This is a genomic window from Pseudomonas capsici (genome assembly GCF_017165765.1).
GTDB classification, from domain to species: domain Bacteria; phylum Pseudomonadota; class Gammaproteobacteria; order Pseudomonadales; family Pseudomonadaceae; genus Aquipseudomonas; species Aquipseudomonas capsici.
In genome coordinates this window covers 342,450-355,401 of the sequence record NZ_JAFGZD010000005.1, presented here as the reverse complement: position 1 = coordinate 355,401, position 12,952 = coordinate 342,450, and the positions used below count along the sequence as shown (strand labels likewise).

Annotated in this window: 11 protein-coding genes and 1 riboswitch; of the genes, 1 reads left to right on the top strand and 10 read right to left on the bottom strand. The window is 59.3% G+C overall.

Annotated features, from left to right (window positions below):
• Positions 1 to 50: 50 nt before the first annotated feature.
• The 4 genes from csrA to ltaE all read right to left on the bottom strand — a co-directional run bounded on the left by csrA (position 51) and on the right by ltaE (position 5,510).
• On the bottom strand, positions 51 to 239 hold the full coding sequence (csrA, locus tag JSY17_RS09820) for a carbon storage regulator CsrA (protein WP_002554426.1): 189 nt from the start codon (positions 237 to 239) through the stop codon (positions 51 to 53).
• A 172-nt stretch (positions 240 to 411) separates the two neighbouring features.
• Complete coding sequence (locus JSY17_RS09815; protein ID WP_117164697.1) at positions 412 to 1,644, bottom strand: aspartate kinase; 1,233 nt, start codon at positions 1,642 to 1,644, stop codon at positions 412 to 414.
• Between the two features lie 92 nt (positions 1,645 to 1,736).
• A complete protein-coding gene (gene alaS, locus JSY17_RS09810) occupies positions 1,737 to 4,361 on the bottom strand; it encodes an alanine--tRNA ligase (RefSeq protein ID WP_206400904.1) in 2,625 nt (874 codons plus the stop codon).
• 144 nt (positions 4,362 to 4,505) lie between these two features.
• The gene (gene ltaE, locus JSY17_RS09805) at positions 4,506 to 5,510 is read right to left on the bottom strand and encodes a low-specificity L-threonine aldolase (protein ID WP_117164695.1); all 1,005 of its coding nucleotides are present in this window, start codon (positions 5,508 to 5,510) and stop codon (positions 4,506 to 4,508) included.
• Positions 5,511 to 5,722: 212 nt separating this feature from the next.
• Positions 5,723 to 5,890: riboswitch (FMN riboswitch) on the top strand.
• 124 nt (positions 5,891 to 6,014) lie between these two features.
• Between ltaE and JSY17_RS09800 the strand changes: the two genes are divergently transcribed.
• A complete protein-coding gene (locus JSY17_RS09800) occupies positions 6,015 to 6,527 on the top strand; it encodes a 6,7-dimethyl-8-ribityllumazine synthase (RefSeq protein ID WP_117164693.1) in 513 nt (170 codons plus the stop codon).
• 36 nt (positions 6,528 to 6,563) lie between these two features.
• Here the strand turns inward: JSY17_RS09800 and astE are convergent, their stop codons facing one another.
• The 6 genes from astE to aruF form a co-directional block, all read right to left on the bottom strand.
• Positions 6,564 to 7,586, bottom strand: coding sequence for a succinylglutamate desuccinylase (gene astE, locus JSY17_RS09795; protein WP_206400903.1), 1,023 nt, complete (start codon positions 7,584 to 7,586; stop codon positions 6,564 to 6,566).
• 14 nt (positions 7,587 to 7,600) lie between these two features.
• Positions 7,601 to 7,885, bottom strand: coding sequence for a topoisomerase II (locus tag JSY17_RS09790; RefSeq protein ID WP_117164687.1), 285 nt, complete (start codon positions 7,883 to 7,885; stop codon positions 7,601 to 7,603).
• A 63-nt stretch (positions 7,886 to 7,948) separates the two neighbouring features.
• Entirely contained in the window at positions 7,949 to 9,295 is a 1,347-nt protein-coding gene (astB, locus tag JSY17_RS09785) for an N-succinylarginine dihydrolase (protein ID WP_206400902.1), read from the bottom strand.
• 51 nt (positions 9,296 to 9,346) lie between these two features.
• Positions 9,347 to 10,816, bottom strand: a complete 1,470-nt coding sequence (gene astD / locus JSY17_RS09780) for a succinylglutamate-semialdehyde dehydrogenase (RefSeq protein ID WP_206400901.1) — start codon at positions 10,814 to 10,816, stop codon at positions 9,347 to 9,349.
• A complete protein-coding gene (gene astA, locus JSY17_RS09775) occupies positions 10,813 to 11,838 on the bottom strand; it encodes an arginine N-succinyltransferase (RefSeq protein WP_117164683.1) in 1,026 nt (341 codons plus the stop codon). Before astA ends, astD begins: the two co-directional genes overlap by 4 nt.
• 70 nt (positions 11,839 to 11,908) lie before the next feature.
• Positions 11,909 to 12,940 (bottom strand): arginine/ornithine succinyltransferase subunit alpha, encoded by a 1,032-nt coding sequence (aruF, locus tag JSY17_RS09770; RefSeq protein WP_201015111.1) that lies wholly within the window; start codon positions 12,938 to 12,940, stop codon positions 11,909 to 11,911.
• Between the last annotated feature and the right edge of the window lie 12 nt (positions 12,941 to 12,952).

Here is a 12,952-nt window from a genome sequence, read left to right as displayed (position 1 = left end):
GTATAATAACCACCCTTTTCCCCGTTTGCAAACCAAAAATTCAATAAAAATTAATGGCTTGGTTCTTCGTCCTTCTCTTTCTTGATGCGCAGGTAAATTTCTTCACGATGCACAGCGACTTCCTTGGGCGCATTGACACCAATTCGCACTTGATTACCTTTGACGCCGAGCACAGTCACAGTGATTTCACCATCACCAATGATCAGGCTTTCTGCGCACCGACGAGTCAGAATCAGCATACCTTTCTCCTTATGCATTTCAGGAACAACAGTCTGCAAAACCAGTAGGCATCAGCCGGCGACGAAAAAGCCACGGCCAAGCCTGAGTATTGACTAACGCGAAGAAAAGAACAGTCTTTGCGCGCAGCACAGGAAAACGAAAGGCGCGGTCAGACCGCGCCCTCCTGGCAGATCACTCACCCTGCCGAGGAGCATCCAGCTCGAAGGCCGTGTGCAATGCGCGCACAGCCAGTTCCAGGTACTTCTCTTCAATCACCACAGAAACCTTGATTTCCGACGTGGAGATCATCTGGATATTGATGCCTTCCTTTGCCAGGGCTTCGAACATGCGGCTGGCGACACCTGCGTGGGAACGCATGCCGACGCCGACGATGGAAACCTTGGCAATCTTGGTATCGCCGGAAACTTCACGCGCGCCGATTTCGCGGGCGGTGGTTTCCAGAACCTGCAATGCCGACTGGTAGTCGTTGCGATGGATCGTGAAGGTGAAATCGGTGGTGTTATCGTGGGCGACATTCTGCACGATCATGTCGACTTCGATATTCGCGGCGCTGATCGGGCCGAGAATCTTGAAGGCAACACCCGGCGTGTCTGGCACACCACGGATAGTCAGCTTGGCTTCATCGCGGTTGAAGGCGATGCCGGAAATGATCGGCTGTTCCATGGATTCCTCTTCATCAATGGTAATGAGGGTGCCCGGCCCCTCCTTGAAGCTGTGCAGAACGCGCAGCGGGACGTTGTATTTGCCTGCGAACTCTACGGCGCGGATCTGCAGCACCTTGGAACCGAGGCTGGCCATTTCCAGCATCTCTTCAAAGGTGATCTTGTCCAGACGCTGAGCTTGCGAAACGACACGCGGATCGGTGGTGTACACGCCATCCACGTCGGTGTAGATCTGGCACTCGTCGGCCTTCAAGGCCGCCGCCAGCGCCACGCCGGTCGTGTCGGAACCGCCACGACCCAGGGTCGTGATGTTGCCGTTCTCGTCGACACCCTGGAAACCGGCGACCACCACGACACGCCCGGCCTTCAGGTCGGAACGGATCTTCTGATCGTCGATCTGCAGGATACGGGCCTTGTTGTGTGCGCTGTCGGTCAAGATACGAACCTGATTGCCGGTGTAGGACACCGCCGGCACACCGCGCTTCATCAATGCCATTGCCAGCAATGCAATGGTCACCTGCTCGCCGGTGGACACGATCACATCCAGCTCGCGGGGAACCGGCTGATCGCTGATCTGTTTGGCCAGATCGATCAGGCGATTGGTTTCACCGCTCATGGCCGACAATACGACCACCAGATCATCGCCCGCTTCGCGGAACTTCTTAACCTTGTCGGCCACCTGCTCGATACGCTCTACAGAGCCAACCGAGGTGCCTCCAAATTTCTGTACGATCAAAGCCATCTCAAAGCCGCCTCAGAACCCGTTAAGGGCACCCATTAACATTCAAATCCAAGTGCCGGGCCTGTCATGTGCCGACAGGCCTGGAGTTCGACTCAAATACCCTGCTCTACAAAAGGAGCGGCCAGAGCCAACGCTGTATCCAGCGCACCGGCATCCACACCACCGCCTTGAGCCATGTCAGGACGTCCGCCACCCTTGCCACCGACGGCAGCGGCCGCTTGTTTCATCAAATCACCGGCTTTGAGTTGGCCAGTCAGGTCCTTGGTCACGCCTGCGACCAAGACAACCTTGTCTTCATGAACACTGCCGAGCAGGATCACTGCGCGGCCGAGCTTGTTCTTCAACTGGTCGACCAGCGCCAGCAGCGCCTTGCCATCCTGACCATCCAGGCGAGTGGCCAGAACCTTGACCCCTTTGACATCCAGAGCCGCGGCAGACAGATCGTCGCCCGCTGCACTGGCGGCCTTGGCCTGCAGTTGTTCCAGTTGCTTTTCCAATTGACGGTTGCGCTCCAGCACAGCCGACAGCTTGTCCAGCAGGTTGTCGCGATTCCCCTTGACCAGGGTCGCGGCTTCCTTGAGTTGATCTTCAGCCGAGTTCAGCCAGGCCAGTGCAGCAGCACCGGTCACGGCCTCGATACGGCGCACGCCTGCGGCCACGCCGCCTTCGCTGACGATCTTGAACAGTGCGATATCGCCGGTACGGTTGGCGTGAATACCGCCACACAGTTCAACGGAGAATTCACCGCCCATGCTCAGTACGCGCACGCTGTCGCCGTACTTCTCGCCGAACAGCGCCATGGCGCCTTTCTTTTTAGCGGTTTCGATATCGGTTTCTTCGGTGACCACCGGCGTGTTCTTGCGAACTTCGGCGTTGACGATATCTTCCAGAGCACGCAATTGCTCGGGCTTGATGGCCTCGAAGTGGCTGAAGTCGAAGCGCAGACGCTGACTGTCGACCAGCGAGCCCTTCTGCTGAACGTGCTCGCCCAGCACCTGACGCAATGCAGCGTGCAGCAGGTGAGTGGCCGAGTGGTTAAGGGAGGTTGCCTGACGAACTTCGGCAGCGACCTGGGTTTCAAGCTTCTCACCGACTTTCAGGCTGCCAGACGCCACGACACCATGGTGCAGGAATGCGCCGCCGGTCTTGGTGGTATCGCGCACGTCGAAACGTACGGTGCCAGCCTGCAGGTAACCGCTGTCACCGATCTGACCGCCCGACTCGGCGTAGAACGGAGTGCTGTCGAGAATCACGACGCCCTCTTCGCCCTCGCTCAACTGCTCGACGGACTGACCGTCCTTGTAAAGAGCCACGACCTGCGCCGCGCCGCTGGTATCGGTATAACCGGTGAACCGGGTAGCGACATCGACCTTGACCAGGCTGTTGTAATCCATGCCGAACGAGCTGGCCGAACGGGCACGCTCACGCTGGGCTTCCATCTCGCGCTCGAAACCTGCCTCGTCGAGGGTCAGGTTGCGCTCACGGGCGATATCGCCTGTCAGGTCCATCGGGAAACCGTAGGTGTCGTAGAGCTTGAACACGATTTCGCCCGGCACCACGGAGCCCTTGAGCTCGGCCAGATCCTGCTCGAGGATTTTCAGGCCCTGCTCCAGAGTCTTGGCGAACTGCTCTTCTTCAGCCTTGAGCACACGCTCGATGTGCGCCTGTTGCTGGGTCAGTTCAGGGAATGCAGCGCCCATCTCGGCAACCAGAGCGGCCACGATCAGATGGAAGAAGCTGCCCTTGGCGCCCAGCTTGTTGCCATGACGGCAGGCACGACGAATGATGCGGCGCAGGACATAACCACGACCTTCGTTGGACGGCAGTACGCCATCGGCAATCAGGAAGCCGCAGGAACGAATGTGATCCGCCACGACCTTGAGCGATGCCTGACCCTCGTTGCTGCAACCGATGGCCTTGGCCGAAGCGGCCAGCAGGCTCTGGAACAGGTCGATTTCGTAGTTGGAATGCACGTGCTGCAGGACCGCGCTGACACGCTCCAGGCCCATGCCGGTATCCACCGACGGCGCTGGCAGCGGGTGCAGTACGCCATCGGCAGTACGGTTGAACTGCATGAAAACGTTGTTCCAGATCTCGATGTAACGGTCGCCGTCTTCTTCCGGCGAGCCCGGTGGACCACCCCAGATTTCAGGGCCGTGGTCGAAGAAGATCTCGGAGCAGGGACCGCACGGGCCGGTATCGCCCATGGTCCAGAAGTTGTCGGACGCGTAAGGCGCGCCTTTGTTGTCGCCGATACGAACCATACGCTCGGCCGGAACGCCGATCTCCTTGGTCCAGATATCGTAGGCTTCGTCATCGGTGGCATAGACCGTTACCCAGAGTTTTTCCTTGGGCAGGTTCAACCACTTTTCGGAGGTGAGGAAGGTCCAGGCGTAAGTGATCGCGTCGCGCTTGAAATAGTCACCGAAGCTGAAGTTGCCCAGCATTTCGAAGAATGTGTGGTGACGAGCGGTGTAGCCGACGTTTTCCAGGTCGTTGTGCTTGCCACCGGCACGCACACATTTCTGACTGGTGACAGCGCGGGTATAGGCACGCTTTTCCTGGCCCAGGAAGCAATCCTTGAACTGGTTCATGCCTGCGTTGGTAAACAGCAGGGTTGGGTCATTGCCCGGAATCAAGGAGCTGGAGGCGACACGGGTGTGGCCTTGCTCTTCGAAGAAGCCAAGGAAGGCTTCACGGATTTCTGCGCTTTTCATAGGTTCTTCCACGGAGACTGCGGCCAGAGGCAGTGCATAACGTCAAAATGACGCAGCGACGGCAAAGGGCCGCATTATATAGGCGTTGCGTCCTCGGTACAGCGTGTTTGTACGATAGAAACCAGTAACTGGACTATCGGCATCTTATATGCGTGAAAACTCGGCGAATACAGCAATGACCCGCTCAAGCTGGGCACGAGACACATCCATGTGGGTGACCATGCGCAGACGTGGCGCGGCGCTGAGCCTGATGTCGCGCTCGGCACAGAATGCCTTGAGCGAATCGGCACGCTCGTTCATCTGCACATACACCATATTGGTCTGCACAGGCTCGACCTCATACCCAAGCTCGCTCAGCCCGGCTGCCAGGAATGCCGCATTGGCGTGGTCGTCGGCCAGTCGCTCGACCTGATGATCCAGCGCATAGAGGCCGGCCGCCGCCAGAATCCCGGCCTGACGCATGCCGCCACCGACCATCTTGCGCAGGCGACGAGCCTTGGCGATCAGCTCAGGGGAACCGCACAGCACAGAACCCACTGGCGCGCCGAGCCCTTTGGACAGGCACACCGACACTGAATCGAAGTAGCGAGCGATTTCCCGGGCATCGACACCCAGCCTGACCGCCGCATTATATAAACGCGCACCGTCCAGATGCAGAGACAGACCTTTGTCTTCGGTGAGCTTGCGCGCCGCTGCCAGATAACTCATGGGCAATACCTTGCCCTGCATGGTGTTTTCCAGGGCCAGCAGGCGGGTGCGGGCAAAATGAAAGTCATCGGGCTTGATGCTCGCCAGCACCTGATCCAGATCCAGCGAACCATCGGCCTGGACTTCCAGCGGTTGCGGCTGAATCGAACCCAGTACCGCCGCCCCGCCACCTTCGTATTTATAGGTGTGGGCCTGCTGACCGACGATGTACTCGTCACCGCGCTCGCAATGCGCCATCAAGGCCAGCAGATTGCTCATCGTGCCAGAAGGGACAAACAGGGCCTCTGCAAAGCCCAGACGCTTGGCCAGTGTGGTTTCCAGAAGATTGACTGTGGGGTCCTCACCATAGACATCGTCCCCGACAGGTGCATGGGCCATGGCCTCAAGCATGCCAGCGGTGGGGCGGGTCACAGTGTCACTACGCAGATCGATAACAGTCACGAATACGCTCCCTGAAAACTCGAAGACCGATAATGCAGGCAACCCCAAGGTTGCAACAAGGAATTACTGAGGTTTGCCATGATAATCAAGGTCCGGGGCTCGAGGCACTCCGATCCTCTTATAAGCAAAAGGTAGGGACACCGTACGAAAGTGTCCATGCAGGATGGAAAGAACTGTGATAAAAATCCCGCCCCGACATCGAACAATGTCGGCAACGTTCTCAGGGCGGGGTGCAATTCCCCACCGGCGGTAATGGCGCGCAATGCGTCTAGCCCGCGAGCGCTTGGGGAGATTCAGGTTTTAACCGAACTCTTCAAGGTCAGCAGACCCGGTGTGATTCCGGGGCCGACGGTCATAGTCCGGATGAAGAGAGAACGGGATGGCACCATCGGGACCGTCTGCAAGCCTCTGCATGGACTACAGGAGTTCATGAGGCTTTCATACGCGGCCTGAATCCCTTTCGATCCAATGCCCTGTTTTTTTCATAAACAGGAGTCAGAACACGTGCAACCCACTGCAATCGACAGCAAGAGCAAAAACCACTCGAACGAACGCATCGCGTTCATCCAGGCCTGCTGGCACAAGGACATAGTCGATCAGAGCCGCAAAGGCTTCGTCGCCGAAATGGCCAACCATGGCTACACCGAGAGCGATATCGACTTCTTCGAAGTCGGCGGTGCCTTTGAAATCCCTCTGCATGCAAAACTGCTGGCCAATACCGGTCGCTACGCGGGCATCATCGCTGCCGGTCTGGTGGTGGATGGCGGTATCTATCGTCACGAATTCGTGGCGCAATCAGTGGTCAGTGCGCTGATGCAGGTCCAGCTGGAAACCGAAGTCCCCGTCTTCTCGGTGGTCCTGACCCCGCATCATTTCCATGCAGGCGAAGAGCACCACAAGTTCTTCTTCGAGCATTTCGTACACAAGGGCGAAGAAGCAGCCAAGACCTGCGCCGACACCCTGAACAAGGTCCGCGCCCTGCGCCGCCTTGAGCCGCTGCAGAAAGTGGCGAGCTGATTTTCGAGAGTCAGCGCAACGCAGCCCGATTCGCTCTTACTGCATCTGCGTAGGAGCGAATTCATTCGCGAACGCCGGAACAATCAGAATCCCGGCCCGCAAACCATTCCCCACTTTCGGATTGGGGAAGATGATCCGCGCCCCCTCCTCCTCGACTACCCAGCGAGAACCGCCTGCGTCCTCGGCAAGCACATAGCCCTTCTCCAGCGGCGCGAAATTCTGTACATCGGCAGGCAGATTCAGGGTGAATGCATCGCTGCGCTTGATGATTTCCCGGGCCACGCTGAATAGCTGAAGACCGTCCAGATCCTCGCTCGGCTCGGGCTCGACACCTTCGATCACCTGCTCAAGCACCTTGCGCAAGGCCGTGAGGTTGACCTGCTGGTTCTGGCCGAATGGTCGGGCCTTGCCCAGTTCCAGCGTGAAAGACTCGGCTCCGAGCCGGTCATAGGTGTAAGCACTGAATACAATGGAAGGCTTGTTCTGCAGCAGCACCGCGCTCATGCCGGCAGTGCGCAGCCGCGCCAGCTCCCGACGCGAATGCTGGCGACCCTCTTTCCAGGGATACAACGCAAACTGCTCGATGGTAGAGCCGCGAATGGCGGTATGCAGGTCGTAATGCAGGCGATAGCGGTCCGGCACACTGAAGAAGCTGGCCGCCAGACGCTCCAGCTCACAGGCGCGCAAGGCCTCCGAACCGCCACTTTGTTCGTGCCGGCCATTGAACAGCCGGTTGACGTCCTGCTCGACATAACGCGTGCCACGGCGCATGGCCTCGGGATTGCCGAACAGGAACAGAATACGGGCACGCGGCTTGAGGTCGCCGCGTGCAATGCTGCGAATCAATTCGTCCAGCAGCTCGATGGGGGCTGTTTCGTTGCCATGGATACCGGCAGACAACAGCAGATCGGTGCCATTGTCCCGGTCCTGGGGCGCACGCACTTCCAGCGCGCCCTCCCCCAGCCAGCGCATGCGTACGCCGCCGACGGTCAGTTGAGTCTTTTCCGTGGGCTCGCGCCCGGCCAGAGTCAGTTCAAGCAATTTACCGAGGGCGAGCATAGGCAGGCTCCTGATTAGTGATTGCAGTCCGGGCCGTGGACGTGACCGTCCTCTTCCCCCGGATCGGCCGGTTCCATTTCCAGTTGCAGGCTGACCAGGTTGGTGGCCAGTGGACGCAACAGAAGGTTAGCGTATTCGGCATCGCCTTCTTCGACATCGACACCGATCAGCAACTGACCACGGCCATCCTGCTGAATCCACAACTCTTTACCCTGCCAGAGGACGGCTACGCGGGTGCAGGAAGTTTCCAGCTGGGTGCCATCAGTGTCTTCGAGGAGTAATTGCAGGGCGTCGCTCATGTTCGGGATTCTCTATGAAGATGGAAATCACGCGCAGGACAAAAGGCCTGCGCGTCAGAACTTTCAAACCAGTTGAAAGGGGTAAACGCTGCCCAGTTTAAGGATTTGCGTGAGCTCATCCAATGCCGTGCGGCATTCGGTCAACAATTGAGTGTCGGCCAGATCGCTTTCGCTCATGCGATCACGATAGTGCCTGTCGACCCATTGCGTCAGGGTTTCGTACAACGGCAGGGTCATGACCACACCAGGATTGACCGCCGCCAGCTCGGTTTCATTGAGGGCCACGCGCAAGCGCAGGCACGCCGGACCACCGCCGTTCTGCATGCTTTGCTTGAGGTCGAAAACCTTTACCTCGCGAACCGGACCACCATCGGCCAACAGACGTTGCAGGTAATTCCAGACGCGAAGATTGGCCTGGCATTCCTGAGGCACGATCAGCAGCATCGAGCCATCGGAGCGGGACAAGAGCTGGCTGTTGAACAGGTAAGAGCGTACGGCATCCTCGACCGAGACTTCATCGCGCGGCACACAGATCGCCTGGAACAGACCGCCGACACGACCGAGCTTTTCATGCAGCTCGCTCAGCATCGACTCGGTATTGAGGAACGCCTCCTCGTGATAGAACAGCACTTCGCCGTTGCCGACCGCAATGACGTCGTTGTGAAATACGCCCTGGTCGATCACGGCCGGATTCTGCTGACCGTAGACCACCCCGCTCTCGCTCAGGCCATGCAGCCGGGCCACGGCTCTTGAAGCTTCAAGGGTCTGTCTGGCCGGGTATTTCTGCGGTGCAGGGTAACGCGTGTCGAAAGCACTGCGCCCGAACACGAAAAACTCCACGCCCGCCTGACCATAGTCACGACAGAAGCGCGTATGGTTAGCCGCCCCTTCGTCGCCGAACTGCGCAACCGCTGGCAGTGCCGCGTGATGGGCAAAATGCTGTTCATTGGCGAACATCGCCTTCAGCACACGGCTGGTGGTCGGATGCTCGATGCTACGGTGATATTTGCAGTTCAGATTGGCCGCCGTGAAATGCACGCGGCCATCGGCTGTATCGGCACTCGGACTGACGGTCGCGGCATTGGCGACCCACATGCTCGACGCCGAGCAACTGGCAACCAGCAGCGGCATGTCATGCCTTGCCGCCTGCTCGATCACCTGGGCATCGCTGCCGCTGAAGCCCAGTTGGCGCAACCCTGCAACATCGGGGCGCTCCTGAGGTGCCAGCACACCCTGGGTAAAGCCCATATCCATCAGCGCCTTCATCTTCGCCAGCCCCTGCAATGCCGCTTCGCGAGGGTTGGAACACTGATGGCTGTTACGCTGGGAAGCCACATTGCCGTAGGACAGACCGCCGTAGTTGTGAGTAGGCCCAACCAGACCGTCAAAATTGACTTCACAGGATTTCATCGGCAAGGCTCCGTAGATCTGTTTTTATAGGTGCATCTGTGTGCAGTGCTATCAATCGAGCTTGATGCCCGGCGTCAGTGTCGCGGGCAAGGTCAATGCTCCGGCTTCCAGGGACGCAACCGGGTAAGCGCAGTAATCGGCGGCGTAATAGGCGCTGGCCCGATGATTACCCGATGCCCCGACACCACCGAAAGGCGCACTGCTCGCCGCACCGGTCAGTTGCTTGTTCCAGTTGACGATCCCGGCACGACTTTGCAGCCAGAACTGTTTGTAACGCGCTTCGGAATCCGACAGCAGACCCGCCGCCAGGCCATATTGCGTGTCGTTGGCCTCTGCGATGGCGGCATCGAAATCGGCGTAGCGGATCACCTGCAACAACGGCCCGAACAGCTCCTCGTCGGGACGATTGCTGACCGCGCTCACGTCCAGAATGCCCGGCGTCAGCAAGGCGGCCCGATCCTGCGGCTGTGTCATTTCCAGCAACGCAATGGCACCCTTGGCCAGCAGATCACGCTGGGCTGCCAGCAAGGTGGCAGCGGCCTGAAGAGAAATCACCGACCCCATGAAAGGCGCAGGCTGGCGGTCGAAAGCCCCGACCTCAAGGGTTGCCGTAACCGCAACCAGTCGCGCCAGGAATGCATCGCCCCACGCACCTTGCGGCACCAGCAAGCGCCGGGCACAGGTACAACGCTGGCCTGCCGAAATAAAGGCTGACTGAATCACCGTGTACACGGCGGCATCCACATCCTGGACCTGATCGACCACCAGCGGATTATTGCCACCCATTTCCAGGGCCAGAATCTTGTCCGGGCGCCCCGCGAACTGTTGATGCAAGGCATTGCCGGTACGGCTGGAGCCGGTAAAGAACAGCCCGTCGATACCCGGATTGGCCGCCAGGGCGATACCGGTTTCGCGCCCGCCTTGCAGCAGATTCAATACCCCTGCTGGCAAACCGGCTTCGATCCAGCACTTCACCGTCAACTCGGCAACCCTGGGTGTCAGCTCACTGGGCTTGAACAGCACTGTGTTACCCGCCAGCAATGCGGGCACGATATGGCCATTGGGCAAATGGCCGGGGAAGTTGTAAGGGCCGAACACCGCTACGACGCCATGGGGCTTGTGGCGCAATACCGCCGTGGCATCGCCCAGCGGCCCACTCTTTTCGCCGGTCCGCTCACGGTAGCTCTGCACCGAGATGGCAATCTTGTTGACCATGCTGGTCACTTCAGTGGCCGACTCCCAGAGTGGCTTGCCGGTTTCCTCACCAATGCAATGCGACAGCTCGTCCGCATGCTTTTTGAGGCTGGCGGCGAACGCTTCCAGCACCGAAATACGGTCCTCCAGCGAGCGCGAAGCCCAGCCTGCAAACGCCTGACGCGCCGCTTGCACGGCCACTTCGACCTGAGAGGCACTTGCCCCCTGACCCGACCACAGAACCTGCTGGGTCACCGGATTCAAGGAGTCGAATGCTTCACCCTGCCCGGCCTGCCAGGCACCTGCGATATACAACGAGCTCATCAAACACCCTCCCGCACCGCAGACAAAGGCACGGCACGCACATTGTCGCCCGGGCTCATGCGCAGACGCCGGGCTGTCAGTGGATCGACCACCAGCGCACCGGCCGCCATACGCGCCTGCCCGATGGTGATCCGGCCCTCTTCGCGCTTGCGGTTGTAGATCAGGAATTTCGGAGCATCATCACCAGGCGTGCCGATAGCCAGCACCAGCGTCTGGCTGTCGCGCACGGCACGGATCCTGGTGGTTTCACACTCGATGGCCGGGCCGGCATCGAAGATGTCGACATAACCCTGATAGTTGAACCCCTCACTCTTGAGCATCGTCAGAGCGGGCTCGGTATCGGCGTGAACACGGCCAATGACGCTGCGCGCATCTTCCGACAGGAAGCAGGTGTACAACGGAAACTTGGGCATCAGTTCGGCGATGAAGGCCTTGTTGCCCACGCCGGTAAGGTAGTCGGCCTGGCTGAACTCCATCTTGAAGAAGTGGCGACCCAAGCTTTCCCAGAAGGGCGAACGCCCTTTCTCGTCCGACATGCCACGCATCTCGGCAATGATCTTGTTGCCGAACAGTTTCGGAAACTCGGCGATGAACAGCATCCGCGCCTTGGACAGCAAGCGACCATTGAGACCAGTACGCGAATCGCTGTGCAGGAACAGCGAGCACAGCTCGGAGTTGCCGGTCAGGTCGTTGGCCAGGAACAGGGTCGGAATCTCGCGGTAGATATTGAGTTCCTGAGAAGCACTGACCGTGAGCCCGACCCGGTAGTTGTACCAGGGCTCACGCAACCCCACGGCCCCCGCAATGGCGGAAATACCGATCACCCGACCATCATCGTCTTCGAGCACGAACAGGTAATCGGCATCCGCACGCTCGGCTTCGCCACGAAAGGATTTCTCCGCCCAGCCCACACGATGCGCCAGACGCTGCTCATTGGCGGGCAGTGTCGTCAGGCCTGCGCCGGTGCTGCGTGCCAACTCGATCAGCGCGGGCAGGTCACTGCTGCGTACGGGACGAACGATCATGTTATCTCCTCGACCGGACTCTTCTGGAGCCCGGAAAACTGGCTAATCCGCTATGTTCGGACGATCAGGCTCAGACTGCGACCAGACGCACACTGGCGCCTTCACCGACACCCAGGGCTTCGGCGGCCTGCAGGCTCAGCACCACCGGACGACCGGGTGCCCAGTCCAGCTCCAGCAGGGTTGCGCGATAATCCTGCAGCAGCCCGTTGGTCACCAGATACAGGCGCCCGCCCTTGCCGGCATCGTCCGTTGCGGTGGTGTCGATCTTGACCGGCACCAGACGGCTCTGGGCAATCGAACGAATCCCGGAAACACGGGCATGCAGCGTCGGGCCACCGTCGAAAATATCGATGTAATGATCGGTCTCGAAACCTTCGCGCATCAGGATGTCGAAGGTGATCTGGGCGCGCGGATGCACTTGCCCCATGGCTTCCTGAGCGGCGTCGGTCAGAAGCGGGACATAGATCGGATAATGTGGCATCAGCTCGGCCAGGAAAGTGCGGCTTTTCAGCCCACACAAGCGTTCGGCTTCGGCGTAGTTCAGGTCGAAGAAATTGCGCCCGATGGCATCCCAGAATGGTGAGTCGCCGTTCTCGTCGCTGTAGCCCACGATCTCGGTCACCACCGAATCGGCGAAACGCTCGGGATGGCTGGCGACAAACAGCAGGCGGCCGCGGGAATTGAGCTCCGACCATGCCGTGCCCACCAGTTCGGGGATCACATAGAAGCTGGTCAGCAGGCTGTTACCTGTCAGGTCATGGCACTGGGACAGGACGTGGATCTTGTTATGGATCTTCAGCTCGCGGGAGGCATGCACGAAGGTTTCGTTACGAAAGCTGTAGAACGGCTCGGAGTAACCCGCGGAAGCGACGATGCCGGAACAGCCGACCAGACGACCATTCTCGCTGTCTTCAAGCACGAAGAAGTAGGTTTCTTCGCCATTGAAACTGACCTCGGCAGCGAACGAAGCTTCCGAGGCGCTGATCTTGTCGCCCAGGCGACCAGCATCGTCAGGCAAGGACGTCACACCAATCGGACTGTCGGCGGCGAGGCGCTGGACTTCTGCCAGATCGGCCATTTGCGCGGGGCGCATCACCAGCATGGTGCCACTCCT

Excerpts from the sequence above, each read along its gene's own strand:
- csrA (WP_002554426.1), bottom strand. The coding sequence starts at position 239 with ATGCTGATTCTGACTCGTCGGTGCGCAGAAAGCCTGATCATTGGTGAT.
- JSY17_RS09815 (WP_117164697.1), bottom strand. The coding sequence starts at position 1,644 with ATGGCTTTGATCGTACAGAAATTTGGAGGCACCTCGGTTGGCTCTGTA.
- alaS (WP_206400904.1), bottom strand. The coding sequence starts at position 4,361 with ATGAAAAGCGCAGAAATCCGTGAAGCCTTCCTTGGCTTCTTCGAAGAG.
- astE (WP_206400903.1), bottom strand. The coding sequence starts at position 7,586 with ATGCTCGCCCTCGGTAAATTGCTTGAACTGACTCTGGCCGGGCGCGAG.
- JSY17_RS09790 (WP_117164687.1), bottom strand. The coding sequence starts at position 7,885 with ATGAGCGACGCCCTGCAATTACTCCTCGAAGACACTGATGGCACCCAG.
- astB (WP_206400902.1), bottom strand. The coding sequence starts at position 9,295 with ATGAAATCCTGTGAAGTCAATTTTGACGGTCTGGTTGGGCCTACTCAC.
- astA (WP_117164683.1), bottom strand. The coding sequence starts at position 11,838 with ATGATCGTTCGTCCCGTACGCAGCAGTGACCTGCCCGCGCTGATCGAG.
- aruF (WP_201015111.1), bottom strand. The coding sequence starts at position 12,940 with ATGCTGGTGATGCGCCCCGCGCAAATGGCCGATCTGGCAGAAGTCCAG.